The sequence below is a fragment of the Lysinibacillus sp. K60 genome, assembly GCF_019731275.1.
GTDB classification, from domain to species: domain Bacteria; phylum Bacillota; class Bacilli; order Bacillales_A; family Planococcaceae; genus Lysinibacillus; species Lysinibacillus capsici.
Map to the genome: position 1 here is coordinate 1 of NZ_JAASJR010000007.1, position 26,989 is coordinate 26,989.

Below are 26,989 nucleotides of genomic sequence, written 5' to 3' on the forward strand. Positions count from 1 at the left end.
AAAAATTATTTAGAACAGGTATTAGCTGATTCAGAGGTTAAAACGCTTCGTTTCTTTGGTATTGCAGGCTGCTGTGGTGTTAATTTAGGTGTAGGCTTAGAAGCACCAGCAGAAGAAGATGCAATTCAAACAATTGAAGGTATCGAGGTCGCAATTCATCCTGATATTGCACCGCAATTAACAGATGTTACGATCCATGCAGAAGAAGAGAATGGTGAACTAGGTTTAGTATTAGTTGGATACTCACCGACATCTTGCTAAACAGATACCTTAAATACTGTCTTAGCAATTATTCAATCCATTGAATGGAGGATACAATAATGACAGTTAACCATGCTAGTGTATTAACTAAAGATTATTTTATCGCTTATTTGAAGTTAATTATGATTAGTAGAGAATACACTTTGATACAGGCTAAAGAGTTTGCTTTTAACTTCTTCTTTAAAGGAGATATAGATCGTTACGGCACTTCGACATGGTTGCAATTTGAAAAAGCTATAAAAGAAATTGATAAAACAATGTGTGAAATTGAAATGTGTTAATTACTAAATTTACAACGTCTAGCTAACTGCTAGGCGTAAAAAATACATTTTATATAAGTGAATGCTTATATAAAAAAGAGGAGAATTTAATGATGAAAACACTAAAAGTAATCAACCAAAATGGATCTTGTTGTACTACTAAGGATATTGAAGTACAGGAGAGTGTTAATAACCCCAATAAGAATTTACCGATTGTCATAATTGGTGCAGGTCCCATTGGATTAGCTACAGCTGCTCATTTAGTGGAACAAAAGCAAGCATTTATTTTACTTGAGGCTGGGCATGAAATAGCACACAATATTCGTACCTGGGGGCATGTTACATTATTTTCACCATGGCGATATAACATCAATAAAGCTGCTAAATCATTATTAGAGGGGTCTGATTGGGTAGAACCTAACTTAGAAACAATACCTACGGGGCATGAGTTAATTGATCTTTATTTAAAACCTTTGGCAGAGTTAAGACAAATAAAACCAAGTATCCGATTGAACTCCAAAGTAGTAGCTATTTCAAGACAAAAAAATGATAAAATGAAATCAAAAAATCGATTCAATCAGTCCTTTAATATATATGTTGAAAAAGAGGATGACATCGATATTATTGAGGCAAAAGCTGTTATTGATGCAACAGGAACATGGGGGAATCCCAACCCAGCAAATTCTACAGGTGTATGGCTGCAAAATGAAAAAGCATTAGCAGATCACATTGAGTATGGGATCCCAGACATAAATACCAATGCAAAGCGATATGCCAATAAGAAGATTGCAGTTATTGGTGGTGGCCATTCAGCTATCAATACTTTATTGGCACTTACGGAATTACAAGAAAAGAATCCTGCAACAAAGCTAGTGTGGATTATGCGTAAAAAGTCTGTAGAAGAAGCCTATGGTGGAGAAGAAAAAGATGCATTAGCAGCACGTGGCGCACTCGGTGTTCGCATTCACGAATTAGTAGATACAGGTAAGGTTGAAGTAATAACTCCTTTCTATATCTCACAGGTGAAGAAAGAAGAGAACATCCATATTGTTGGTACTATAAACGGAGAACAAAAAGTATTAACAGGATTTGAAGAGCTTATTGTCAATGCGGGAAATAGACCAGACCTATCAATTAACAGCGAATTACGCCTTTCGATTGACTCAGCAACAGAAAGTGTGCAAGCATTAGCGCCACTAATTGATCCAAATGTTCATAGTTGTGGCACAGTAAGGGCGCATGGTGAAGAAATACTACGTCAACCTGAAAAGGACTTCTATATTGTCGGAGCTAAAAGTTATGGACGTGCACCCACATTTTTAATGGCAACAGGCTATGAACAGGTTCGTTCCATAACAGCTTATTTATCAGGAGATGAAGAAGCGTCGAAACGTGTGGAATTAGAATTACCAGAAACAGGCGTATGTAGTATTAATCTTGTCAATCAATCAAATACATGTTGTTAAAAATTTGACTGTTAGCGCAAGCTAGCAGTCCTTTTTAAAATACTAAGGGGGAAATGGGATGGACACACTAATTATTCGTAAAATGGTAAAGAAAGATTTACAAGAGGTATTAAATATTTATAAAGAGGGAATCGAAACAGGGATAGCAACCTTTGAAACAATTGTGCCAAGTGAACAGGTATGGGAGGAAAGACATCATGCGGCCCTGCGCTTTGTTGCAGAGGAACACAATAGAGTAGTTGGTTGGATTGGCATTTCCCCAGTCTCTACACGTGCCGTTTATTCTGGAGTGGGAGAAGTTAGTGTTTATATATCGAGTGATAGTAGAGGGAAAGGTATTGCTTCAAGGCTTTTTAAATTACTAATAGAAGAGAGTGAAAAGAAGGGATTTTGGACACTCCAATCATCCATCTTTGCGATCAATACATCAAGTATCCAATTACATAAAAAGATGGGCTTTCGAATTGTTGGTACAAGAGAAAAAATTGCTCAGTTAGATGGGATATGGCATGATACAGTTTTAATGGAAAGAAGATTAAACATATAGTACGCGCTCCCTGCTATGCTAACGAAATTCTATACTAGGAAGTTTCTCGATATAATTTTAAAAAGATTTATAGTCACCATTTTTTACAGTGGCTTCAAATATGCATTGGATTGGTAAACCTAATTTCTCATAATCAACTTCTAAAGTTTATTTTTTTATATTTCCCACTGATTCCATTTGTCTTACACGTTCCGTTACTGATGGGTAGGACAGATGTACCCTTCTTCCAAGCTCGCTCATTTATAAACGGCTGTTATTATGGAAAACTCAAAAAGCTAAGGATTTCGAGGGTGCTAGAGAACTTCAAAGATATAAATTTGGACTTCAATACAAGCAAAGCAAGGTCAAATTCAAACGAATGAGGTTTCCACATTTTCAGAAAATACTTTAGATATTTCTTTTGCAAATGGTCTAAAACTTTACTTAAATCATGACATGGCAGGATGGAACTTTAATTCTAGTGGTGCACCAACATTTGGAGGTATCCAAACAGCGAAAAACGGTAATAATCCTGTTGGAGCAGTGTGGTTATTACTTAGTGGAGAAAACTACCATTGGAGACTAATACATGGTTATGACACTGAAGGTGGAAATTATGTAGGCTATAAAGATCCAGACGGTGGTGGATAATATAATACATCTACTAATTATGTAAGTTGGACAAAAATATCTGATAAAATCAATACAGTTTACATGAGTAGATAATTTAAAGATTGTGAGGGGGAAAAGTGAATAAATTATCATTGTTTTTTTATTCTTTAAACGTTATTGTTACTTCTATCGCCTTTTACGTGATTAATTTTTTAACTGAACCAGTTTTGATAGGTAGTTCAGAGAATAATATTAGTAATGGTAATCCAGGACTCTTTCCTTTAGTATTTTTAATGCCGTTCTTGATAGTTTCGATTATTGGTACATTTAAAATTGCATATTCTTTTGCTAAAAGAACTTACAAGACAATGCAATATAAAATAATAATTATATTTTCATTCCTTCTTTCGAGTATTATATATTTCTTTACTTTTAAAGAAGCAAGAGAATTTAGATTATTAGTCTTTGAAAATAATGATTCAGTTACTAAAATAACTCAAATTCCATTACTTAACACATATTCAAATAATATCTTCTTTAATGGATGGACATTACTTGCGTTACTATTTACCACTGTTTTTATAGCTTATTGTTTCGCATTAGTTAAGCAAAGAGATATAAGATGAATAAATGAAGCGTTGATCCAAATGGATTAACGCTTTTTATGTGTGCCCGGCATGTACAACAACTCGATGGTAAAAGTCCATACAGGCTTGGCAGTAGGAACTGTTAGCAAAAGACAGGGGTGTCCATGGCGACGTGGAATCTGGAGGTAATAGGACGCAAACTCTCAAACTGTTGAACAGAAATCAGATAGAAGGCTGGCTTGGGATGGATAAACTTGCATAACAAAACGAAGTCTAATACTGTGCGAATCCCATACAGTAAATCTGGTGGTTATATGAGAGGAAAGTGGTTGTGCTTACCCAGGGAGGTCTCTTGAGGGTTATTTTAATTAACAATTTGACTAGTGATAGTCAGATGAGCCAAGTCAACTATGGTGAATGACAGAACAAACTCCAATCTTGAAAGAAACAAGGAGGTGGAGACATCCGCCGAAGCACAGAAAACATCGGGATATAGACCGAATAGATGACTACTTATAGAGGGATAAGCTGGAAGCAAAAGAGCATATAAGAATTTGTCGGGATGTAAACATGGAAATAAAGAAACAAGATGCTATCGAACTAATTGACAAAATCATAGCTGATAAAAATCTATGGGGAGCCCAACAACTGTTGTAGAGTGTGAACCAATATCATGAACGAAGGGTCTGTAGATTCTTGTCCATATACAAGTCTGGACATTTCTTATTCGTATATTTAAGAATCATTTCAAATGCAAAAGAAGTCCGTATAATTGTCTCAGGGGATGAAAAAGAAGTTTTAAGGACTGAACCGTTTATAATGTTGAAAAAACTCCCATGTGATATTCAACAATTGAGTGTGATACTGTAATAAGAAACAGCGCTCGTTTTCATTAAAGATCCAATATAATGATCGTGCAATTCTTTTCTCATCTAAAAAGGCAGGGTTACGCATTTTTTTGTAGAACTAAATGTACAAGAAGTTAATAAAAGAATAAAACGATATTAGATCCTATATATGTATCAATATTCTAAGTTTTTTTAAAAAAGGGGTGTAAGTTGTGCAAACTTCAATGGGGGAAACGGAGCTTTATCAGGAAAGAGTTATCGATAATTTTATTGACGATATTGGAAGAAAAATGGAATATTCAATTATAGGAAAAGGTACACCAATACTTGTGTTTCATGGTGGACATTCTAATTGTAAAGAAGAGTTTGGCTACGCTGAATTATTGGAACAAGGTTATTCAATAATAACTCCTTCTAGAGCTGGATATGGTAATACAGATCCACTTCTCGGGAAAGATCTTCAAACAGCCTGCCATGCTTATTTAACTATACTCAATCATTTGAATATCGAAAAGGTACATGTAATTGCCATTTCTGCTGGAGGACCAAGTGGAATCTTTTTTGCTTCTAATTATCCAGAACGTGTAAGAAGTCTTACTTTACAATCGGCCGTAACGAAACAATGGCTTACATCTAAAGATATGGAATATAAAGCAGCCAAAATTTTATTTCGTCCTACTATAGAAAAATATACTTGGAGAATTATTAGTCACTTAAGTAACCGATTTTCCGAATTTATGTTTAAACAAATGGCCCCTTCTTTTAGTAAACTTCCTTATATTGAAGTAGCCACTCAAATTACTGATGTTGATATTGAGATGTTTTGTAAAATGAACAATAGACAACGCTCTGGATATGGTTTTATGATTGACTTATCACAAACTGGAACAATTTCTGCAGCTGATTTACGCTCAATTAAGTGTCCTACATTAATTTTACATAGTATAAATGATAGTGCTGCCCCTGTTGAACATGCTTATTATGCACAACACAACATCACAAATTCGAAACTTTGTATTCTTCAAAATTGGGGTCATTTAATTTGGCTCGGGCATGATTCCGAAAGAATGTATGATGAATTAATAAAATTTTTGATTACCTATTAACAACTTCATATGTATCTAAATTAGTATACGAATCACCTTCTTGTATTTTGTAATAGATATTTCTACTTTAGGAGGTGCATGAAAAGGATTATTTATTTGATTAACTAGAGATATGGATGACTTTACAATACTTAATGTAAGGTTGTCCATTTTTACTTTGGACTCTTTGACTCTATTTATTTAGTAATATTCAAAAAATTAGACTGTTAGAATACTTCGAACAGCCAAGAACTTCAGAATGACAAGTCGAAATGTACAGATATAATGTGAAGTTGACGTATTCAAGCCCTCCTCCTCGCCAAATGATTTTAGTTTACATAATATAAATACCGCTGACACAACCTTATAGTTATCGGATGGTTCCTATAGATTATCGTTCAAAAGGGGATTATTCGTTTAAATAATGTTAATTATCGTTTAATGTAGATTTGTCTAATATTCATAAAAATTATTCTAACAGAGATGAACTTAGCTTGTTGTTAAAGAATCACGATTCAAGTTCATAAGAAAATATATATTGAGATTCTAAAACAGGAATACTTGAGTCGAACATACAAATTTGTATGTTCGACTCTTTTTTACACATTATATAGAACCAATGGATAAGTAATAAATTTGATACTCTGAATTTTTAAAAAGTATTTAAAAAAGGTGTTGATTATGAGATCTTGCAAAATCTAATAAAAGACAAAAGTGAAGCAGCCTAGGTTCTTTTAAATAAATTTAAAAAAGTGTTAAGGAACACTTTAAGGAAAAAAATAAAAAGGGTCACTTGGGATAGGAGTGACCCTAAGTAACAAAATTCGGAGGTGTAAACTTTACTTTACTATCAATATGCGGTGATAGCGTAGTTTGTATAGTTCATAGCCTGAGAAATAGATTTTAAAAAAATGCTCTGATATGATTCATAATTAACTTACCAAAATTTAGAGAATGACTTATTTAAATTATTTATAAATTTAATCCAAATCTCTTTAATTCAATGAAAATACCTTCTAATTGTTTTCCTTTGTCTGTTAACGTATATTCCACACGAGGGGGAACCTCCGGGAATACCTTTTTATTCAATATCCCATGATCTTCTAGTGTCTTAAGACGGAGTGAAAGTGTTTTCGGGCTAATTCCATTCATTGATTTCAATAGGTCACTGAATCGCATTGTTCCTTCTATAAGCAGATCACGAATAATTAAAAAAGTCCATTTAGTCCCAATCACGTCGAGCGTTTTAGCAATGGGGCAAGTCTCACCTGGTGCTCCTTTGGTTAATATTACTGGTTCAATAACACTCATATGAAACATCCTCCTGAAAAATCTTTTTGTTTAATTTACCTTATCATATCACAATAGTATACTTTCAGAAACTTTATGAAATAAATATCACTACTTCCATAATTGAAGTTACTATATTTATAATATCGTTGTACCTATAATTTCATCCCTTATTGAGGAGGTGACTAAAATTATTGCAAGAAATCAACGAAACAAACTACCGTTTGCTCTCATTGCTATATAAATCAATGCTTTTGCTATTGATACATCATCATGAGTATTCTTCCGGATGAAGCAGACGATTTGAATTTTACCTTAAGTACAGTAGGGTTATTAACTACACGCTAGGTAGTTTTTTTAGAAATCATATAATTGAGGGAGCTAGATAAAGATGAAAAATATACTGATAATTAACGGTCATCAGAAGTATAGTTCAGCAGAGGGGAATTTAAACCAAACATTGATGAACAAAATGGTCAGTTTTTTAAGTGAAAAAAACAATGTAAAAACAACAATTATTCAAAAAGGATATAAAATCGAAGAAGAACAACAAAAATTTATATGGGCTGATATTGTCATTTACCAAACACCTATCTATTGGTTCAGTGTCCCGGGCTTATTGAAGTCGTATATGGATGAAGTATATGCTTATGGTTTATTTTTTAGGGGTGCTGATCAGTATGGAGAAGGCGGGTTGTTGACTGAAAAGAAATATATGTTTTCGACTACCTGGAATGCTCCTGAAAAAGCATTTAACGATCCAAGTCAATTTTTTGAAGGGAGCAGCCTAGAAGAAGCATTAAGTCATTTACATCGTATACAGAAATTTCTCGGAATGAAACCTTTAAAGAGTTTCTCTTGTTATGATGTAGTCAAAAATCCGAAAGTTGAAAAGTTTGTATCCGAACTTGATTTACATCTGCAAGAGGTATTGAATTTTTAATCTATTAAGTAAACGTATAAGGGGAGAAAAACATGTTAAAAGATAAAAAAGTTATAATGATCGGTGGAAGCTCTGGGATTGGTTTGGAATCAGCTAAACAGCTAATAGCTCATGGGGCAGAAGTAGTCATTGCCAGCCGTTCCGAAGATAAATTACGGAATGCCAAAGAGCAACTAGGAGATAGAGCAACGGCTTATACTCTAGATACAACGCAAGAACAGCAAGTCCAGTCTTTCTTTGAAAAGATCGGCCAGTTCGATCATCTTGTGGTAAGCGCGGCAGAAACATCCGGCGGGTCATTCCTCCAAACGGATACAGCCCAAGCCCGAAAACTGTTTGAAAACAAATTCTGGGGACAATATTATGCAGCGAAATACGGTGCTTCGAAAATTTTACCAAACGGTTCAATCACTTTGTTCTCTGGGGTTGTAGCCTACAAGTCTATGGTTGGCTCAGCAATTCTAGGTGCAGTCAATGCGGCTATTTCGAATCTAGGCCAGACTTTGGCTTTAGAACTTGCTCCGATCCGAGTAAACATCGTTTCACCTGGAATAATTGATACACCTTCCCGTAGCAAAATGCCGGAAGAAGCACGTAATAACTTCTATAATGCACTTGAAAACAAACTCCCTGTGAAACGAATAGGAAGAGCTGAAGATGTTGCACAAAGCGTACTATACTTGCTACAAAATAGTTTCGTGACCGGAACCGTTCTTCATGTAGAAGGCGGTCACATTTTAATTTAAGTCAGCAGCTGAGGAAAATATATCCACTAAACAAGAAAAAACGCTATTCTTTTTGTAGAACTATACGAAAAGATAGTGTTTTTTAATCTTCCCATCTCCATGGGGCTTAAAAGGCACTCTAACACGTTTTCCTTATTTTGTTGTAACATCAGTTATGCAGTGTAAAGCGGGTAGGTGGGAGGCCTGACTTTTTCAACACATCATTAAAGATGAAATGTAACCCACGCGGATCTAATGTTTTACGATTTTTATTAGGGAAAACTGGCTCTGATGGATAAATTTGATAGGATATTAAAGAAGCTTTATAAGATGCCGGAAGCGGCATTAAGTGTGGATGAAGGGGCAATATCCGTTCTTTTTTTCCTTTTCCATCAATTCGAATTGTTTCATTTACCAGATCAACTTGTTCCCATATTAATGAAACAAGTTCAGAACGTCTTAGACCTGTTGTTGCTAATAATTTAAACATTAGCTCATTTCGCTTTGAAAAACGTGATTGGGCGTGTTCTAAATAGTCAAATAGCTGCTTTAGATCCGTTAGTGTCATATAGACAGGAAGCTTATCATCGGTCTTTGGCGATTCAATCCCGTGCGTAAAATCATTAGTAAGGTATCGTTCAACTAAACAATACTTAGCGAACGATTTTAAGGAAGAGATTTTTTGTTTCACCGAACGGAGTTTTTGTTTTAATGATCCTAATTGATATTGGATAAAGCGACGTACTTGGGTCTTGGTAATCTCGTTTAAACAGGTTGAACAGCCATGATCCGTTAAAAAGGTTAAGAAGAGTTGTAAATCGTATTCATAACTCGTTACCGTATTAACTGAGTAATTTTTTTCAATCTCGATATACAAAACAAATTCATCAATGGCAGCATGTAGTTGCACGTAGAAAACCTCCAGATAGTGTATTAAACAATAATTATTATCTGTACAAATAAAACCCATTATCGTAAAAAAGGAGAATTCGTTCACATGAAAATTATAAAGAACTTGGCAGTTACAACTCGAAAAGTACAGATATTATGGGGTGTTGGCGGATTCAAGCCCTCCCTCACGCCAAATAATTTTAGTTTACATAATATAAATTATAGGAAGTTGTGTTTCATTGAAAAGTATACTAATAATAGTGAGATAAAATGAATGTAAAAGGTCACATAGGTTTTGGACACCAAAAATTTACCTTTCTAGCTTCAAAATTCTTTCTGCTTTCCTTCATTTTTAAACCTTTAGTTTTGGACTTTTTAATTTTTAAAATAACCAGTCGTCAAATAAATTTCGACAACTGGCTAGGTGTATACTTTTTCGACTGTAATATCAAAGGATACTAAATATTAGTTTTTACCGAAGAAAGATCTCATCTTCATTTGCAAGTTCATTTTCTAAAAAAACGTTCTTTCATGGGAGTTTAAGAATATTTCTTCACAAGGCAACTTTATTTCAAAGACACAACGATCTTACTACATGCTTTTTATTAATCCCACACGCTCATCTGCTAGTATTACTATTTTTTATGACCAAATTAGCCGTTTCACTCGGATGGTTAAGAGGAAAATGATGCCCATATGGAACAAAGTCAACCTTACCCAGATGCGTAGGAGCAGAATAGCCTCTGTCAGAATCCCCCCAAATAATGTGAAGATTATACTTTGTTACTTCATTGAAATCACCTTGAATGTTTTTCGATAGTAAACTGTTAAGCTGAACAGTAGTGTTTAAAATTCTAGGAGAAGTAAAACTTTTACCTATTTTTTGAATATAGTGTTCAGGGATGCTCTCCGTATTTTCAAATAAACCATTATTTAATAAATAACGCTCTATTAAATTAGTAATTGCCAATTTCAATGTCCATTTGTTTATAAATTGAGGAACGTTTATCGATTGAGCATTTTTTTTAGCAATAGGTGGCTGAAGTAAAGTAATTGTATACTTCTTATCTATGTACTTTTGTACTAATGCTTCCAAAAGAATATACGCACCAAATGAATGGCCAATTAGATGGGCACCGTTAGTAGCTTTCTCCAATAACTTTTTCACTACATTCAAATAGATATTTAAAAGATTTTTCTCTCGTTTAAAAGGAGAACGTCCGAAACCTGGAAGGTCCATAATCCATACAGGTCGACCCGTTTTTTCATGAAGCTCTTTCCCTAAAGGAAATAAATCCTCTCCATCGCTCAATAAACCATGTAATAAAATAAACGGTTTCCCCTCTCCTTGTAATTGGTAAAGGGTATTGTTATCGCATAATGTTCGCTCAAATAAATGATGATGCTCACCATTTTGATACATCAATCGATAATCCAGATCAGCTACTACGGCAGGGAAAAAGTTCATGACACTCGTCTTCTTAAACCAATCTCCCCCCATCATGTTTTTCACCGAACCATTTGAAAATGTTCGTTTTGTCATAAAATTCAGTCCATCAGAAGGAATGTTTGTTATTTTACTTACTCCACTTTTCATTATTGTTTTCATAAGCGGCATTGGAACAGAGATTTTTGGTGCCCTCATATTCATACTTTCCGACATAACACTTAATAATTCAGCAATGTTCGGATCGTTCTCTTTGTCTTCAACAAGTGTATATGTTTGAATAGCCGGCTGCTCCAATTTGAAAACCTGCACAATAAACTTCGCAAACTCATCGTTTGAAATCAGTGGCAACCTATATCCCTTACCTCCAGGAATCACTGGCATGAGCCCTCTTCGCATACTTGTCACAAGCAAACCTAATCCTGCTATCTGCTCTGTACTCCCTGTTTTACTACTACCGACCACAGTGGGCGGATTAATGACAGACAGCGGATAACCTACAGCTGATGCCTGCTGACGGATATATAGATCTGCTAAAAACTTTGTTCTCTCATATGGATTTTTTATTTTTAAAAATTTGTTTCCTTCTTTAAATACATCTATCGCAACCTTGCTATTTTTATCATCAAATGGACTCATATAGCCTACAACATGAATAAATTGCTGCAAGCCCTTTAATTGGTGAATACTTTTAGCTAATTCACTAATATGTTTGGCGCCATTTAAAAAGACGGAAGCGGCCTCTTTACTTGTCGCTTGAATATCCATAGGGCCTCCTGCGTGAATCATCACATCCGTTTTCAATACCCTCTCCTTATCTTCAACACTCATACCTAAGTCTATTTTCGTTAAATCACCTTCAATAAAGTGCATATTTGCCTCTTTTAAGATGCCTCTTTCCTGAAAAATGCGTGTTGCCTTACTTTTCGATCTCACTAATAGAAGAATTGTAACGTGCTCTTTGGCTAATTCCTCGACTAATTGCTTTCCAATAAAACCTGTTCCACCCGTTAAAAATACTGTTCTCATAAAAATCCTCCTTGTAGTACTACTTAGTACTAATTTGATGTAAAAAAAATGCTTCTTTTATCGAAGCAAGTTAAACAAATGATCTGCTGTTTTCATGATTACAGTTGCATCCTCCAGTGTTTCTGAAATAAATAGCGCTCCTTCAAGATTTGTAATAAAAAGAGATGCAACCTCGTCAATATTTATTGTCTTTCTAAATTCACCATTCTCTACCCCTTGTTTAAGGAATAGAGAAACTTTCGTTTGTAAGCCTTTAAAAAAAAGACCTATTTTTTCTTTTACTTTTGTGGCATTTGTAGGACTTTGAATATAAAGCGTAATAAATGGACAGCTCCCCTTATATTCTCTCGTCTGAACTCCTTGTGATATTTGCTTTAAAAACAATTTGATACGATCTTCAACTAATAATTGGTTTTGAGATAGTAAGTCATCTATTGCAGATTGATACATTTCAATCCAATAATCAACGACCCCTTCCAACAATTCTTCCTTATTAGAGAAGTGATAATACACATTAGACTTTGAAACTTTACTTACACGAACTAATTCATCCATGCTTGTATAAGCAAATCCTTTTTCTAAAAATAATGTTGCAGCTACTTCAATCACACGTTTTTGATTCATTAATTTTACTTTTGTCATAATTAGAACTATACAGTACTAAAATGGGTGTTGCAAGTATTATTGTTAGTTTAATAAAAAAATTGATTAAAAAAGCTATACCTTAATTGGTTATACTGCTAAAAATTAATCTCATTTTGAACAAAGTTGAACAGAACCCCAAAACTGTTTTGGATGGCTTGCAATTTTTCACTTGTATTATTTTTGTAGTCAATAAAGGAGATGCTTTTATGCCCTTTAAAGATGATTTGCAAAATTGATTCATTCATACCCTTCATTCAATATAAAAACTCCATTTTGATTGATGCTGATCAAAATGGAGTTTTTATTATCCCTAGCTGTTATTCAAACAATGGCATCATATGTTTTCTAATCAATTCAACACGATCCTTGGCACGTGGCATAAAGCGCGAAGCAATCGAAATGACCATCTTCTTTTGAGGATTTATGAAAATTACATTTCCACCATCCCCCAAAGCTGCATAGCAATCATCAAGTATCCACCACAAATAACCATAGGACAGCTCTCCTGATCGACTTTGTACTTTTGTGCTGTCCTTTATCCATTGAGAAGAAAGAATTTGGCGACCGTTCCATACACCTCCATTTAAATAGAGCTGACCTATTTTGGCCATATCCCGTGGCGTTAAAGTAAGTCCCCAACCAGCGGTGTTTACTTCCTTAGGGTCTATTATCCAGCCAGTGACATATTTATCCTTCAGAAAAGCGAAATAGTCTTCTTTATTTTGTATAGTTGTATTTGTGGGTGCTTTGATTGCAAGAGGTTTAAACAAGTTTTCTGTAGCGAAATCAAGGACAGATTGACCCGTGGCATTTGTAAGAACACCTGATAAAATATGTGTGCCAACGGTAGAATAGTTAAACACCCCCATATTACCTTTGCCCCCCAGCAAATCCAATGCAGCTTTTACCCAGTCATCACTTGAATATACTTTCGTATAAGGCTCTGACTTGTATTTATAGGGTGCTGTCATTGACAACAAATTTGCTATGGTGATGTTTTGAATGGTTTTTTCGCCACGCTTTACTGTATAATTCGGAAAAAAATCTAACACATGCTGTTCTATATTTTTCATATATCCTTTATCAATTGCCATTCCAATAAGAATGGAGATGATACTTTTAGTGACAGATGCTATATGCAAAACATCATCTTGGGTGTACCCATCAAAATATTTTTCGTAAATTAAATGATTATCTTTTCTAATAGCGATGCCTGCTATATTGGAATACTCTTTTTCTATTAAATCTTCAAAGTTATTCATCATTCTGATTGTTTGGGTTTGACACATTGACGTCAGCTATATCAATCCCCATCCTTTCGCTAAAATGAATCATCAATATTGATGTTATAAAGAATAATTTATTATAAAAAATTATTCAATTCTTTTCTTTAATCTAGCTAGAATGATTGCATCATAACAAAAAAACGTTAATCATTGTAAGATTAACGTTACGGTATCTTTTTATCGATCTTCATTTTCATAATATGCTTCATTCGCATGTTTCTGATCTGTACCTTTAAGGTATGCTAGGATCATTTTAGGACGTTTAAGTAAAACCCAGTCTCCATGCTTATCAAATTTTCTGCTTGAAGTGATCATCCCATTTGGAATCGTTCCGTATTTTTTTCCGTTCTTTTTTCCCCAATCTTTTAATCGTTTAGCAAAATCGGCATCTTCTGCCATGAGCATATTTTCATTAAATCCATTAATTGCTTGAAAATCTTTTTTGTAGCACCAAAAGATGCCTACAGAAATGGCACCATATTTTAAAAATAGTGGTCCGATTAATAACAAAGCTGAAACAAAAATTCCTAAGGACATTCTTTCAAACTTTCCTGTAACACCGCCACCAATGTACTTTCCTGTGATTAAATTCTCCTCTGCCTTAGATAAAAGGTGCTCGTTCATCTGTGTATCGGCATCAATTGTGACGATGATTTCCCCTCTTGCTATATCAACGCCAGCGTTCCTAATCTTCGAAAGGTTCTTATCGCTATTTTTTAGTAGGATACAATTATACGATTTTGCAATTTCCTCTGTTCGATCTGTACAGCGATTTAAGACAACAATAATCTCCACTTGATTTTTAAAGGATTTGGAAGCCTTTAAAATAGAGTCTAAGCATTTTCCAATATATTTTTCTTCATTATGGGCTGGGATGACAATTGAAATTTTTATATCCTCTTTCTTTTGCACTTCTAAAGAGTTCTCCATGTCGTACATACAGCTCCTCCCTTTTAAATGTCTTCTTCATTTATAAAATAAACCAGCTGATCAGTCCACTTGTTGTCCTCGTATATGAATCCTTTCCTCGTGCATTCATAAAGCATTCCAACATTTTCTGCTAATTTTATAGATGCCGTATTGTCGAGGTTTATATGAGCTTCTATTCGATGATAATTTAATTTTTTAAATGCTAGATCAATCGCTGCTTTTACAGCCTCTTTACCATAACCTTTTCTCCAAAAATGGTTATGAATGGTATATCCGAACCTAGCCCATTGAAATTCTTCCCTCATAATGGTTGAGAAGTCTACAAAACCAATATGCGTATTATCTGTTTTTCTAAATACGCCAAATACATACACCTTATCATCCTCAGCCATCTGATGATGCTTAGTAACTAAATCACGAAACCATTCTTTCGTACAGATGCTCATATCTAATTTACCTTCATCGTACTTATGCTGGGAAGGTAAACGATTTTCATATTGCGTAAGCCAAGAAGAGTAATCTTCCTCTTCCATTAATCGAATAATTAATCGTTCTGTTTTCGTCATTATCTTATTCAATCGAACACCTCATACCTTTCTAAATAGCGATTCATGGAAGTAGTTTACTCACCTTCTTCGTCTGCAGAGGGGCCGTAGATGCCTGGTACTGGAATATCGAGAAGTCGCAAGTATACCCCAAGCTGCGCTCGATGATGGACCATGTGGCTTAATCCGAAGGTGCGGAACGCAATAGCTCGAGGCTCCTGGCGAATAATATGGTCACCGTGACGTAGCGTCCATTCCTCTCCGAGCTTCTTCTCATCACATTCAGTAAGCAACATTTCCACTTTTCTTACGTTTGCATCGAACTCATCGAGAATGTCATCTCGCTTTTCTATTGCCTCTCGTCGCAACGGAACGGTCGAAAGATCAAAGTCTGAGTACTGTAAAATAGCCATTTGCCAGTTTAGCAGATTGATTAGGTGCGTGGCCAGACCTCCTAGTGTCATTGATTTCTCATGTGGCCTCCATGTCAAATGCTCGTCGGGCAAGCGTTCCAGTATGCGACGAGTAGAAGCCAATTCTTGTGTTGTATCCCCAACAATCAATTGTTTAAGCATAAAATCCCTCTCCTCCCTTTTAATCAGCATACTATAAATTCCATTCAAGGGGAAAGCTCTCATATAAGTTTTTATGCTATGGTTAAACCTTTTTTAGACTGTTAGAATATGTAAATACTTTGAGGGTTTTGCAGTTTGAAGAAATGTTCATAAGGGAATATACTAGATTGAACAAAAAGGGGTGAAGACAAGGTGAAAATAAAAATAATTTTGTTGTTAATGATTTGTTCCTTAGCGTTAGTTGCTTGTAACGATCAGAAAGAAGCATCTAAGGTGATAGAAATTCAAGAATTAATTAATTTCGATGAAGTGCAACCCGATACTTTACAACAAATCTCCGATGCCAAAGATATTCAAATTATAGAAAAAACATTTAAAAAAGCTAGAGAATTCGGTGAGGTCGATAACGAAATTGCTCCGCAGTATAAGATCAAACTAAACGATGATGAATACTACCTATGGATAGACAATACAGTCACAGGGACAATAGCAAACGTAAACAGTAGAAATATGTTTTACAATATCCTAGCTACCGATGAATTTAAAGAGGCCATAAATTATCGATAGCAAAACAAATGATTTTTAAATAATAGCAGCAATGATCTGTACGGAAACATAGATTGTTGCTATTTTTTTAGGGTATGTTTCATATTATCTAGCTTCATGTTGCTGGGAATGTTCTCTCACTTTTTCAACGGATATAGAGCCCCTCCGTATTAGCAACCTTTTCTAATAACTCAAGATTATGTTGGCTGTAAATTAAAAAGGCTAAGCCATTCCCACTAAATACAATATTCTCCTCAGGTAAAATAAAATGTAAATGGAGATAGTCCGAAACAGCTAATTTTATTAGTGAAATTAACATTGTGTATTCATCAATGTTTAATAAAATGCCTTCTGTAAGATCTTTAGGTATAATTTTATTATTCCACTCATTCTCGTAGACTTTATAATACAATTGATCCTTATATAAAGGATCTGGTAAATAATAAAATGCATAAAATTCAGATGATTTTAACCACATCAATTCAAAAAATCTCTCAAATTTTTCTAGGCTTTTCTGGTACGAATGATAATCCTGCGTTTTTTGTTGGAAATCGACCATCTCTAATTTATCGAAGAATACTTCTACTTGACTATATTTTTCATTACTTTGTATCTGATAAGGGTAAATATCAAGTATTTTAGTACTTTCATAATCATACAATTGCTCTAGTAATTCTTCTAATTTTTTTCTGTCTTTATTGGTTGCTTCCTTGCAAATACAATCGATTATCTTTTCTAATGACATCCCTTTGACTCCTTTAATTCCTACTTCAGCACGGTAAAAGAACGTAGTAATCCGTTACATTTTTCTATTTATAGTTTAGTATACCATCTTTCATTTATTGCACCATGCCAGCGTTTTACATAGGGTGGAAATTTTAAAAAGCTGTGTATGGTAGTGCTTTCTTGCATAGTTTAAATAGATGTAATATTCAGATTTTTATTGATGGAATGGCAATGATTAATTATACTTAAATGATTAACGTTCGATTAGAAACATATAATACTAGAGTATTGGGGAGAGAAAAATGGAAGAATTAAAAGTAGAAAAAGCAATTCAAGATATTTATCCAGATGATATCGCTTGGTGTTATGGGTGTGGCCGTTTGAATGATGATGGTCATCATCTTCGCACAGGGTGGCATGGTGAAAAGACGATTACAATCTATACACCTGAATCAAAATATATTGGTATTCCAGGATTTATCTATGGTGGTTTAATTGCTTCATTAATTGATTGCCATGGAACAGGGTCGGCAGCGCTTGCATTGCATCGTAAAAATGGACATGAAATTGGTGATGGAGCGGAGCCACCTCGATTTGTAACGGCTAATCTTCATGTAGATTTCCTAAAGCCAACACCCCAACATGTTCCATTAAAGGCAATTGGCATTGTTGAAGAAATTCACCCGAAAAAATGGAAAGTAGAAACTGAGGTTTATGCGCAGGATACGCTTTGTGCTCGTGGAACAGTAATTCTTGTAGTCATGCCTAGTACTTTTCTAAATAAAAATGAATAGCACTTTTTATCCTCACTATATAAAATAAAGAAGAGCACATCTTATTCATACAGATGTGCTCTTCTATTGCGTTTTTAATGGATTCATCATCATGGAACTGTATTACTAATAACTGTCACAAAGCCATTTCTCGTGGCAGTTTCCATTAACGAATAAATAGAGTCACTTGCTGTTTTGTTAAACTCATACCATTGGTCAACAGTTGCATCATAAATCAACACGTCTGGCTGTCCAGTCAAAGGTTTATCTGAAGATTGCACCAACGAATAGAGATCATAACGTGCTATGCACCTACCTTCCATGTTCAGGAAATCATATTGGCCCATTTTATAATAGCCCCCAATTACGGTGCTATGGACAGACCATGTATAGTCGTCAGGCTGTTTTATCTTCGTGCCCATATTTTTAGTAAATATACGGTGCATTTCTTCCATATAGGCATTGCCATTGATTTGCTCGACTACTCCGCCCATTGTCATGTGGTATTCATGAAGGAATGCTTTCACTTTCATCCCCTTAATCATCAATGGCTCTGTATCGATTGAGATCGTTAAATGATCGTAATGAATTTTACAGCCAAGAGTTTCTGCTAGAAAACGTAATGGTACAATGGTGCGTCCATTCTTTAGGTATGGCTTCGCATCCAATATTACCGTTTTTCCATTTATTTCGGCTTTGTTACTGTTCAACTTTAAACTGACTCTCATCTCACTTTTGGTCAGTGTCACTTTGCCATCCGACCAATGCACCTTAGCCCCTAAATTTTCACTTATCACGCGTAAAGGTACCATTGTTCGATTGTTTTTTATTTCGGGCTTCACCTCCGTTTGTACTATCATACCGTCCACTTTTAGTTGACTGCTAGCTGCTGCAGCAGTTGTGATAGAAGTAAGAAGGACAATCAACATAAGGAAAATACCTGAACATGTTTTTTTCATTTTATTAGCTCCTTTAATTCGCTATCATTACTTCATTCCATATGAACCCTATTATTTCCTTCTACTATTATGAAGGAGAAAAAAAATCCTGCGAATAAGCAGGATTTTTAAGTAAACTTTATGAGGTTTATATATACACGCTATTTCGTACCACTTGCGCCAAATCCAGATGCGCCTCGGACCGTTTGAGATAATTCATTTACTTCCACTAATTGAATAGAAGGAACAAGCTGAATAACCATTTGAGCAATGCGCATTGATTTTTCTACGATAAATGGTTCTTGACCATGGTTGATTAAAATAACACCGATTTCGCCTCTATAGCCTTCATCTATAGTGCCTGGGCTATTCAGTACGGTTACACTATGCTTTAATGCTAGTCCACTTCTTGGTCGAATTTGGGCTTCCGTTCCCTTAGGTAATTCAATCTGTATACCTGTCTTAATGAGTTTGGCTACGCCTGCTGGGATTTCTACTGATTCTATGGAATAGAGATCCATGCCTGCATCCCCAGGGTTGGCTTGTATCGGTAGCATGGCATCAGCGTGAACTTTTTTAATTTTTACTTCTAGATTCATTGTTCTTCATCCTTAACGATTAAAATTGAATGTGTCATCTGTGATTGGCGCAACTTTTGCCTTCGCATACGTAGCGCCCTTTTGTGAAAAGAAATCATATGTGGAGCCTTCATTACGAATACCATTCATCACAATTGGATTGACTTCCTCTTCTGGGAACATGGCTTCAAAGCCGACATTCATTAAAGCTTTATTAGCATTATAACGTACATATGCTCGCACTTCAGGTGATAATCCTGTTTCCGCATAAATATCATCTGTATACTTCATTTCATTTTGATATAAATCTAATAATAGCTCATAGCCCCATAAATGTAGCTCTTCTTGCTTTTCCTTTGAAAATTGCTTGAATAGATTTTGAGCAAAAAATCCAACTGCTACCCCATGGATAGATTCATCCCGCAAGATGAGTGAAATAATCTCGGCACTGTTTCGTAGGAAGCCTTGTCCCCCTAAGTATAGTGGATAGAAAAAGCCAGAATAGAACAAGAAAGATTCAAGCATAACGGAGGAGAACATCGCTTTCCATAAGCTCTCTGGGTTGCCTTCTTCAATACTATTATAAATGTCTGCGATTTTATTGGCCTTATACTGTAGAAATTCATTTTTCTTGACCCATTCAAATAGCTCGTCGATTTCTTCGTTTGTACAAAGCGTTGTGAAAATATAAGAATAGGACTTGGCATGTATCGCCTCGAATGCATCAAAAACAGTTAGGACAGCCTTTTCCTGTAAATCGTCTGTATAAGCAGCAACACGATTCATCCCGATATTTGTTTGTACAGTATCCAGTAAGGTTAATCCTGCAAATACTTTTTTATATGTGTCCTGATGCTCAAAGCTTTTCCATTGCTTAATATCTTTACTGACCGCAATCTCTTCTGGAAACCAAATTTGCTTCCATTGCTGGTCCCAAAATATTTGGGCAAGCTCACTTGTTGCCTTATTCCAATTGACTGCCTCATAAATTATATTTGACATGCTACACACTCCTCTAAGCTTTGTAATCGTTGACGAACATAGTAAACAGACTTAATGCCCTTTACCCACGCATAAATGTATACTTTAGCCAATTGTTCGGTTGTCCAATTGTCCGTTACATAAAGCGTCATGGAAATACCTTGGTCAACGTGCTTTTGAGAAGCTGCATATAAATCAATTAAATCATAAGGATTCACATCATACGCCTCCACATATAAATGACTATTGTCATTTGTTAAATGAGGCATTGGATAAATGGTTCTACTATCGGCGTAATCACGAACCTCTACGCGCTCTGTACATGGTGCGATTGAAGCCGTACAGCTACGAATATATGAAATACTACCAGTTGGGGCAATAGCCAAACGATAGGAATGGAATAGACCATATTGCATCACTTCCTGCTTTAACGTTTCCCACATCTTGTTCGTAATGATTGGAATATTGCCAAGTGCCTTCAATACAACAGGTGACAATTCTTCCTCAGCTTTATTGATATATTGGTCAAAATAGCTACCAGATGCATAATCACTGTCCTCGAATCGATAGAAGGTTGCAGCTTTTTCTTTCGCCATTTCCATCGAAGATTTCAGTGAATAATAGTTCATCGCTTCCATAAAGTGATCCATGAAATCAATGGAATCTTTTGAGCCGTATAGGATGCCTTCTGTCACGAGATGCCCATGGAGGTTCATACAGCCAAGCCCTACAGAATGCATTAATTGATTGGCTTTTGCAACAGACGGTACATTTTTAATGTGTGTCATTTGCGATACATTTGTTAATAGGTGCATGGCTGTATCGACTAATGCGCCGAAATCATTCACTTTACTTGCTGCATGGATATCGATGGAACCTAAGTTACACGATACATCTAATCCATAGTCATTTGGTTGATCCTGGTCCGTAATGATACTTGTCTCTTGTACTTGTAAGATTTCTGTACATAAATTGGACATTTTGACACGTCCAATATTTTTTAAAGGATGTACCTTATTGACATTATCATCAAAGATTTCAAACGGGTAGCCTGATTCAAATTGTGCTTTTTTCACCTCTGTATAAAGCTTCCGTGCATTTAAACGTTTAATTTTACGAATTTTTGGGTTATCAAGTAGCTCGTAGTACATGTCTGAAATGGAAAGCTCAGACATACGTTTACCGTATTCTTTAAAAATATCGTATGGGCTAAACAAGACGATATCCTTATCACGTTTCATCAGTTCGAAGAAAATACTAGGTATAATAATCCCTGTTGAAAGGGTTGCGAGGCGAATTTTATCATCAGCATTTGGTTTTTTTGATGATATGAAATTTTCTATGTCTGCATGGAAAATATTTAGATAGACAACACCTGAGCCATTTCGTTGCCCTAGCTGATTTGAATAACTGAAAGAATTTTCTAACAGTTTTGCTACTGGGATGACACCACTTGCACGATTTAATATCTCTTTAATTGGATCACCTAAAGGGCGTAAATCTGTTAAGTTGACCCCTACTCCACCACCAAGGCGTGATAGCTCTAAACAATAGCCAATATTTTCAGCAATACTGTTCATGGAGTCATCCATTGATAATTTAAAGCAGCTGACTAATTCACCACGTGCTTTCTTACCACTATTTAAAGCAGTTGGTGTCGCTGGCTGGTAGGCTTCCATCATTGCTTCGACAGAGCGTTCTGCTAGAGTTGTGTTTCCTTGCGCCAAATACAAAGCAATAATGACAATACGATCCTCATACTTTTCTAAGATCTCTTCCCCGTCACGACTTTTCATAGCATAGCTATCATAAAATTTGCTTGCGCTCATAAAGGATGGGAAGCGGAAATTATAATCATAGGCTTTCTTGTACAGCTTCTTAATAAATTCCATCTCGTACATATCGATAAATGCTTTCTCATAGTAGCCCTCATCAACTAAATAGCGGATTTTTTCCTCAATATCTATAAAATAACGCAAACGTACGTTAACATACTCTAAAAAGTAGCGGCGCGTAGCTTCGCGGTCCTTTTCTAACTCAAGTAATCCAGTTGTACTATAACGATTCAGTACGTCATTATTAAGCTTTAAATAGGTTTTCATCTCATTACCCTCGTTTCATAAAACGTTTGTATTGCTTCGTAATCCGTTTGATTACCTCGTAAATCTAATTTCCTTACTAAGGGTACATGATAGGTAGCGGCGATTTTCTCACCAGCAGCGCCAAATACATGATGGCCGAAATTACTATTGCCACTGGCAACTACTCCTTTACAAAAATCCCTGTTTTTTTCTAAGAAACGTTGTACCTTTGCTGGAATGTCACCTAAACCATCTGTGTAGGTAATTAAAAGATAGGGCTTGTTCAATCGCAATTCCTCCGAGAGCTCGATACATTCTGCCTTTAATTTGGATACAACATTTCGGACATTACCTGTACGACTCGCGTAAACGATCATAGAGCAATCAACTCAATTTGAGAAACAATTTCCTGAACATCTCCTATAAAAGTTTCATTCATCTCTAAAACAGGCACACTTAAAAAACCTGCGTCAATAATCGTTTGCTTTGCCTGTTCATCATGATCGATGTTAACGATTTCAGCTTCAAGTCCTGCACGTTGTAGTTCAGATTTTACCCATAGGCATTTTGGACAAATTGTTTTCGTATAAAGTTTCATAGAAATCCCTCTTTTCATAAAATAAAAAGCCTATCTCCTCTAGAGAGATAGGCTAAATGGAAACGTTAACATACCAAAAATACTGACGTTCCCATCTCTTAATCCCCGAAGAAATGATAAATTTGTTTTATAAAGGCAGGTCTCCTGGCTTTGCTTCATTCTCTGATTCCCTTCCCATGCAAATGCACAGTGGTTGCAATCATCGTCAGCTTCACAGTTGCGGGGACAGCGTCGGAATTGTACCGAACTTCCCTTTTAAACTACATATAGTAGTACCTTTGTAAAACGAACACAATATATAGTTGTTGTTCAATAGTTTTAAGTGTACCATCCTTCAAATGAAAAGTAAATCAAGATTCTAAACTTCTTTATTTTTGGATTATTCAGTATTTTTAATTATGTAGTTCGAAATAGATTATCAATAATTACTACTTCCTAATTAAAATATTTATTTTAAATGATGTATGAAATTCTCTATTAAAATCGATCTACATTTGTAGAATGACTAGGATAATCTAGTTGAATAGCTAACATAGAACACTCTATATTCTGAAGAAAAATAGACTGATTGACACTACGAATATATTATTTCCTTTCAATAAACAGGGCCAATTCCTTATAAAATTCCGGCGTTGCAGCAGAATTTGTATGAAATTGAGGATTATATTTGGATATAAGTTTATATAATTTAGTAGCAGTTAAAAGATTTTGTTCTCTATCGTAAGCCCTAAAGCTATTATAGACCTCTTTCACTTTCCCATTTGCTAAATGAGAAAAGTAATGTTGCACTTCTTCATCCTCTAAGTAATCTAGTTGCCATTTGTAACATATTAAATTTGTGAGGAAAAACATTTCTAATGCTGGCATTTCACCAAATTTCAATAGCAATGTCATCCCATAATCAAAGGCATTTTCTAACCATTTCACTCCATGCCGTTCCCTGTAAAAACGAATTAATCTTTGTAAACCATGTCCTTGTTCTTTCACAAGGTAAGAATGAATATTCCTATTTCCAGCATTTCTTTCCCATTCATCAAGAGAAAATTTATATTTTCTTATAAGTTTCATCCAAAGCTTTTGAAGTTTCTCTTCAGATATAGCGTGTGTTTGTTTATTCCATCTTAAAAGCATTTCTAAATATTCTAATACAAAGCATCTCTCTATCTCAAAATGATCCAAATTTCTAAATAGAGTGTCTTGATCAATATCAATACTACCCTCTACAATTTTATCATCTATCAGCATTATACTGTACCGACTAACTCGCGTTTTATATTTAAATAGGCATAATTAATACTTTTGTAATTTTCAGGGTTTATTTGTATTAATTTTTTGATATAAGTTTGTAGGGAAATACTATGCTCACTAGAAAGGTTGTTCATGATTTGCTGCTTTACTTGATTTTCATAAAATAATATTGAATGTGATGTCATCTAGTTCACTCCTATTCGTTCATAAAAAAAGCATCTTCCTTCTAAAGGTTAGATGCTAGCTATGACATAAATACTACATAGTTCTTCAACCAATATAAAATAAGTCGTCTATACTGAATAGAGACCCTCTTCTTGGTTGTCGCACTATGAGTATGATGAAGGAAATTCGTCACACTCAACACCCCCTATCCTCGTAGGTTTTTTGGCTGTACTAGACAAAGGCAGGTCTCCTGGCTTATGATCATCACACATTTTCCCTTCCCATTACATGACATAACAGTGGCTTTGAAAATGTACTCCGAATTACAGTTGCGGGACAGCGCCGGATTTTCACCGAACTTCCCTTTTAAACAAACTCATTATGAATTTGTACCTTTATCCTGTTATTCCGTTTTTTATAGTATAACATACCAATCTCTTTGCTAACTTACTTTGCATCTTACTACAAACAGAAAACCATCTACCTTTTAAATAGTAAATGGTTTCCAAGTTTATGAATAGAAAATCCACTTGGTCTTACTCTTTTACTGTCACATGATGATCTTGAAAAAACTTTTCGAGGTCTTTATCTGTAAATTCATTGAGTGTTTGATAGATATACTGTGGATTTCGGTCCTTATCAATAACGACAGAGCGTACACCTTCAAAGAAATCCTCGTGTGTTAAAAAGTTTTTAGCCAAGATTAAATCTGTCGCAAAGCATTCCTCTAATGTCTTATCTCGCGCATCTAGTAGTTGCTTTAACGTGATCTTTAACGAGGATGGGGATTTAGCTAGAAGTAACTGCTTTGTTTCTTGAGCAAATTTACTTGCGTCACTGTCTAAGGATTCAACTATCTCTTCCACAGTATTTTTTGAAAAATGCTGATCAATCTTATGTTGAAGGCTGGCAAGATCGCTGTTTGCTGAAGGTGAACTAGAACAGTCCTCCATTAACTCGATTAGAGCTGTACTGATCTCCAATGTATGCCAGTCCAATTGTTCAATGCGCCTTAAAAAAGTGTTTAACTGTTCGCTCGTCATGTAATAATCTGCGCCATTGGCAAAGAGAACATCGGCAGCTGGGATGACCGATGCCGTTAATGCTAAGTAGTATCCTACATAACCTGGTGCTTGATTTAAGAAATAGGCAGCGCCAACATCCGGAAAGAAACCAATATTCATTTCTGGCATAGCCCATTTTGTCCGTTCAGTAACGATTCGATGACTGGCCCCATTGGCTAAACCGACCCCACCACCCATGACAATGCCATCAAGGCAAGCGATAATTGGTTTAGGGTAGTGGTAGATCGCCATATCTACTTGATATTCTTCTTCAAAAAACATTTCAGCATTTTTGAAAGCTTCCTGACTGGAGCGAGCTTTATAAAGTGTTTTAATGTCACCCCCTGCGCAAAATCCCTTCTCGCCAGCTCCTTTTAGGATGATTAACTTAATCTCATCATTTGCTTGCCATTCCTTCAACTTTTCTCCGATGGGCTTTAGCATTTCAGTAGAAAGTGAATTTAAGGCTTTAGGACGATTTAGTGTAATGCTTGCTGCGCCGCCGTCACTGACAGAAAATAGTACTTCGTTCGTCATATCGATTCCCTCCTTTAAGAATGTTTAAAATCTGGCTGTCTTTTTTCAATAAATGCCTGAACTCCTTCTTTAGCATCCTCTGTTAAAAACAATTCGGCAAAACGTGTTCGTTCAAGTTCTAGCCCATTTTGAAGATGATCTTTACTGCCCTGCATAATACATTCAATTGTACGGGATACACTTGTCATACTTTTACCTTCAACAAAGGACTGTGCAATAGCCTTTGCAGTTGGCAGAAGTTCCTCAGACTCCGTGACAAGATGAATAATACCTAATTGTAGTGCCTCGTCAGCATTTAATTGTTTACTTGTTAAGATCAATTCTAGTGCCTTTGCTTGACTTGTTATTCTGCTCAATCGTTGAGTTCCTCCAAATGTTGGTAATAAGCCAAGCTTCAATTCTGGTAAACCAACAATGGCATTACTAGATGCAATTCTGAAATGACAGCCTAATGCTAACTCTAGTCCTCCCCCAAGGGCTGGACCATTAATAGCAGCAATAACAGGTTTTTTCATGGCTTCAATCTCATCACATAGCGCTTGACCTGTCTCAGCCATCTGCAATGCTTTTTCCTGTTGACCAAAGGCAGAAACAAATTCCTTAATATCTGCACCAGCGGCAAAAAATCGTCCAGAGCCTGTAATAATGATAGCATTCGTTTGTTCGTCCACAGCTAACTCTTTAAGAATGAGTCGAAGATTTTCAATTGATGCAGATGATAAAGTATTTGCTGGTGGATGATCTAAATGAATAATTGTGATGGCTCCTTCCTTGCTTACATTGGCAAAAGTATCGACCATTAT

General features: G+C 35.5%; 30 protein-coding genes, 1 pseudogene and 2 riboswitches. Of the genes and pseudogenes, 11 read left to right on the top strand and 20 right to left on the bottom strand.

Annotated elements, in window-relative coordinates; all coding sequences use genetic code 11:
- The 4 genes from HCH28_RS15485 to HCH28_RS15500 form a co-directional block, all read left to right on the top strand.
- The coding region (locus HCH28_RS15485) for a Fe-S cluster assembly protein HesB (RefSeq protein ID WP_221681804.1) at nt 1-261 on the top strand (261 nt) is incomplete at its 5' end.
- Nucleotides 262-320: 59 nt separating this feature from the next.
- On the top strand, nt 321-542 hold the full coding sequence (locus HCH28_RS15490; protein ID WP_221681838.1) for a hypothetical protein: 222 nt from the start codon (nt 321-323) through the stop codon (nt 540-542).
- A gap of 92 nt (nt 543-634) precedes the next feature.
- Nucleotides 635-1,987, top strand: a complete 1,353-nt coding sequence (locus tag HCH28_RS15495; protein WP_221681840.1) for an NAD(P)-binding domain-containing protein — start codon at nt 635-637, stop codon at nt 1,985-1,987.
- Nucleotides 1,988-2,045: 58 nt separating this feature from the next.
- Nucleotides 2,046-2,534 (top strand): GNAT family N-acetyltransferase, encoded by a 489-nt coding sequence (locus HCH28_RS15500; protein ID WP_221681841.1) that lies wholly within the window; start codon nt 2,046-2,048, stop codon nt 2,532-2,534.
- Here HCH28_RS15500 and HCH28_RS25095 read toward each other — a convergent pair.
- Nucleotides 2,519-2,774, bottom strand: a pseudogene (locus HCH28_RS25095) (AsnC family transcriptional regulator); the annotation flags it as partial. The gene HCH28_RS15500 and the pseudogene HCH28_RS25095 sit on opposite strands and share 16 nt — an antisense overlap.
- Nucleotides 2,775-2,969: 195 nt before the next feature.
- Between HCH28_RS25095 and HCH28_RS15505 the strand changes: the two are divergent.
- The 3 genes from HCH28_RS15505 to HCH28_RS15515 all read left to right on the top strand — a co-directional run bounded on the left by HCH28_RS15505 (nt 2,970) and on the right by HCH28_RS15515 (nt 5,666).
- On the top strand, nt 2,970-3,164 hold the full coding sequence (locus HCH28_RS15505; RefSeq protein ID WP_221681842.1) for a hypothetical protein: 195 nt from the start codon (nt 2,970-2,972) through the stop codon (nt 3,162-3,164).
- Between the two features lie 98 nt (nt 3,165-3,262).
- A complete protein-coding gene (locus HCH28_RS15510) occupies nt 3,263-3,751 on the top strand; it encodes a hypothetical protein (protein ID WP_221681843.1) in 489 nt (162 codons plus the stop codon).
- A gap of 1,033 nt (nt 3,752-4,784) precedes the next feature.
- Nucleotides 4,785-5,666 carry an alpha/beta fold hydrolase gene (locus tag HCH28_RS15515; protein ID WP_221682359.1) on the top strand — a complete coding sequence of 294 codons (882 nt, stop codon included), beginning with the start codon at nt 4,785-4,787 and terminating at the stop codon, nt 5,664-5,666.
- Between the two features lie 951 nt (nt 5,667-6,617).
- Here the strand turns inward: HCH28_RS15515 and HCH28_RS15520 are convergent.
- A complete protein-coding gene (locus HCH28_RS15520) occupies nt 6,618-6,956 on the bottom strand; it encodes a winged helix-turn-helix transcriptional regulator (RefSeq protein WP_132362202.1) in 339 nt (112 codons plus the stop codon).
- 370 nt (nt 6,957-7,326) lie between these two features.
- On the opposite strand from HCH28_RS15520, the gene HCH28_RS15525 reads away from it, so the two are divergent.
- Together HCH28_RS15525 and HCH28_RS15530 are read left to right on the top strand one after the other, a co-directional pair.
- Nucleotides 7,327-7,878: an NAD(P)H-dependent oxidoreductase gene (locus tag HCH28_RS15525; RefSeq protein ID WP_221681844.1), complete on the top strand. Its 552-nt coding sequence runs from the start codon at nt 7,327-7,329 to the stop codon at nt 7,876-7,878.
- 32 nt (nt 7,879-7,910) lie between these two features.
- The gene (locus tag HCH28_RS15530; RefSeq protein WP_221681845.1) at nt 7,911-8,624 is read left to right on the top strand and encodes an SDR family oxidoreductase; all 714 of its coding nucleotides are present in this window, start codon (nt 7,911-7,913) and stop codon (nt 8,622-8,624) included.
- A gap of 148 nt (nt 8,625-8,772) precedes the next feature.
- On the opposite strand, the gene HCH28_RS15535 is transcribed toward HCH28_RS15530, so the two are convergent.
- The 7 genes from HCH28_RS15535 to HCH28_RS15565 all read right to left on the bottom strand — a co-directional run bounded on the left by HCH28_RS15535 (nt 8,773) and on the right by HCH28_RS15565 (nt 15,951).
- Nucleotides 8,773-9,513: a tyrosine-type recombinase/integrase gene (locus HCH28_RS15535; protein ID WP_313150205.1), complete on the bottom strand. Its 741-nt coding sequence runs from the start codon at nt 9,511-9,513 to the stop codon at nt 8,773-8,775.
- A gap of 600 nt (nt 9,514-10,113) precedes the next feature.
- A complete protein-coding gene (locus tag HCH28_RS15540; RefSeq protein WP_221681846.1) occupies nt 10,114-11,970 on the bottom strand; it encodes an alpha/beta fold hydrolase in 1,857 nt (618 codons plus the stop codon).
- Nucleotides 11,971-12,027: 57 nt separating this feature from the next.
- Entirely contained in the window at nt 12,028-12,594 is a 567-nt protein-coding gene (locus HCH28_RS15545) for a TetR/AcrR family transcriptional regulator (RefSeq protein WP_048392738.1), read from the bottom strand.
- 338 nt (nt 12,595-12,932) lie between these two features.
- On the bottom strand, nt 12,933-13,877 hold the full coding sequence (locus tag HCH28_RS15550) for a serine hydrolase domain-containing protein (RefSeq protein WP_255601553.1): 945 nt from the start codon (nt 13,875-13,877) through the stop codon (nt 12,933-12,935).
- Nucleotides 13,878-14,078: 201 nt separating this feature from the next.
- On the bottom strand, nt 14,079-14,840 hold the full coding sequence (locus tag HCH28_RS15555) for a glycosyltransferase (RefSeq protein WP_221681850.1): 762 nt from the start codon (nt 14,838-14,840) through the stop codon (nt 14,079-14,081).
- A gap of 14 nt (nt 14,841-14,854) precedes the next feature.
- The gene (locus HCH28_RS15560; protein WP_221681852.1) at nt 14,855-15,409 is read right to left on the bottom strand and encodes a GNAT family N-acetyltransferase; all 555 of its coding nucleotides are present in this window, start codon (nt 15,407-15,409) and stop codon (nt 14,855-14,857) included.
- Between the two features lie 44 nt (nt 15,410-15,453).
- Nucleotides 15,454-15,951 carry a DinB family protein gene (locus HCH28_RS15565; protein ID WP_221681853.1) on the bottom strand — a complete coding sequence of 166 codons (498 nt, stop codon included), beginning with the start codon at nt 15,949-15,951 and terminating at the stop codon, nt 15,454-15,456.
- Nucleotides 15,952-16,143: 192 nt separating this feature from the next.
- On the opposite strand from HCH28_RS15565, the gene HCH28_RS15570 reads away from it, so the two are divergent.
- Nucleotides 16,144-16,518, top strand: a complete 375-nt coding sequence (locus HCH28_RS15570; RefSeq protein ID WP_221681854.1) for a hypothetical protein — start codon at nt 16,144-16,146, stop codon at nt 16,516-16,518.
- A gap of 124 nt (nt 16,519-16,642) precedes the next feature.
- Here HCH28_RS15570 and HCH28_RS15575 read toward each other — a convergent pair whose 3' ends face one another.
- Complete coding sequence (locus HCH28_RS15575) at nt 16,643-17,242, bottom strand: hypothetical protein (protein WP_221681855.1); 600 nt, start codon at nt 17,240-17,242, stop codon at nt 16,643-16,645.
- A gap of 283 nt (nt 17,243-17,525) precedes the next feature.
- Between HCH28_RS15575 and HCH28_RS15580 the strand changes: the two genes are divergently transcribed.
- The gene (locus HCH28_RS15580) at nt 17,526-18,017 is read left to right on the top strand and encodes a PaaI family thioesterase (RefSeq protein WP_221681856.1); all 492 of its coding nucleotides are present in this window, start codon (nt 17,526-17,528) and stop codon (nt 18,015-18,017) included.
- An 89-nt stretch (nt 18,018-18,106) separates the two neighbouring features.
- On the opposite strand, the gene HCH28_RS15585 is transcribed toward HCH28_RS15580, so the two are convergent.
- The 10 genes from HCH28_RS15585 to HCH28_RS15630 form a co-directional block, all read right to left on the bottom strand.
- Nucleotides 18,107-18,955, bottom strand: a complete 849-nt coding sequence (locus HCH28_RS15585) for a stalk domain-containing protein (protein WP_221681857.1) — start codon at nt 18,953-18,955, stop codon at nt 18,107-18,109.
- A gap of 140 nt (nt 18,956-19,095) precedes the next feature.
- Entirely contained in the window at nt 19,096-19,533 is a 438-nt protein-coding gene (gene dut, locus HCH28_RS15590; protein ID WP_221681858.1) for a dUTP diphosphatase, read from the bottom strand.
- Nucleotides 19,534-19,545: 12 nt separating this feature from the next.
- Entirely contained in the window at nt 19,546-20,514 is a 969-nt protein-coding gene (nrdF, locus tag HCH28_RS15595) for a class 1b ribonucleoside-diphosphate reductase subunit beta (protein WP_004229921.1), read from the bottom strand.
- The gene (nrdE, locus tag HCH28_RS15600) at nt 20,502-22,595 is read right to left on the bottom strand and encodes a class 1b ribonucleoside-diphosphate reductase subunit alpha (RefSeq protein WP_221681867.1); all 2,094 of its coding nucleotides are present in this window, start codon (nt 22,593-22,595) and stop codon (nt 20,502-20,504) included. Before nrdE ends, nrdF begins: the two co-directional genes overlap by 13 nt.
- Nucleotides 22,592-22,951, bottom strand: a complete 360-nt coding sequence (gene nrdI / locus HCH28_RS15605; protein ID WP_048392755.1) for a class Ib ribonucleoside-diphosphate reductase assembly flavoprotein NrdI — start codon at nt 22,949-22,951, stop codon at nt 22,592-22,594. Before nrdI ends, nrdE begins: the two co-directional genes overlap by 4 nt.
- The gene (locus HCH28_RS15610; RefSeq protein ID WP_004229925.1) at nt 22,948-23,172 is read right to left on the bottom strand and encodes a glutaredoxin family protein; all 225 of its coding nucleotides are present in this window, start codon (nt 23,170-23,172) and stop codon (nt 22,948-22,950) included. The genes nrdI and HCH28_RS15610 overlap by 4 nt, the downstream gene beginning before the upstream one ends.
- Nucleotides 23,173-23,289: 117 nt before the next feature.
- Nucleotides 23,290-23,467: riboswitch (cobalamin riboswitch) on the bottom strand.
- 290 nt (nt 23,468-23,757) lie between these two features.
- Complete coding sequence (locus HCH28_RS15615; RefSeq protein WP_221681869.1) at nt 23,758-24,417, bottom strand: hypothetical protein; 660 nt, start codon at nt 24,415-24,417, stop codon at nt 23,758-23,760.
- Nucleotides 24,417-24,605: a hypothetical protein gene (locus tag HCH28_RS15620; RefSeq protein WP_221681871.1), complete on the bottom strand. Its 189-nt coding sequence runs from the start codon at nt 24,603-24,605 to the stop codon at nt 24,417-24,419. Before HCH28_RS15620 ends, HCH28_RS15615 begins: the two co-directional genes overlap by 1 nt.
- 203 nt (nt 24,606-24,808) lie before the next feature.
- A riboswitch (cobalamin riboswitch) is annotated at nt 24,809-24,997 on the bottom strand.
- A gap of 124 nt (nt 24,998-25,121) precedes the next feature.
- Nucleotides 25,122-26,186 (bottom strand): enoyl-CoA hydratase/isomerase family protein, encoded by a 1,065-nt coding sequence (locus HCH28_RS15625; protein WP_221681873.1) that lies wholly within the window; start codon nt 26,184-26,186, stop codon nt 25,122-25,124.
- 14 nt (nt 26,187-26,200) lie between these two features.
- A complete protein-coding gene (locus tag HCH28_RS15630; protein ID WP_221681875.1) occupies nt 26,201-26,986 on the bottom strand; it encodes an enoyl-CoA hydratase-related protein in 786 nt (261 codons plus the stop codon).
- Nucleotides 26,987-26,989 lie beyond the last annotated feature (3 nt).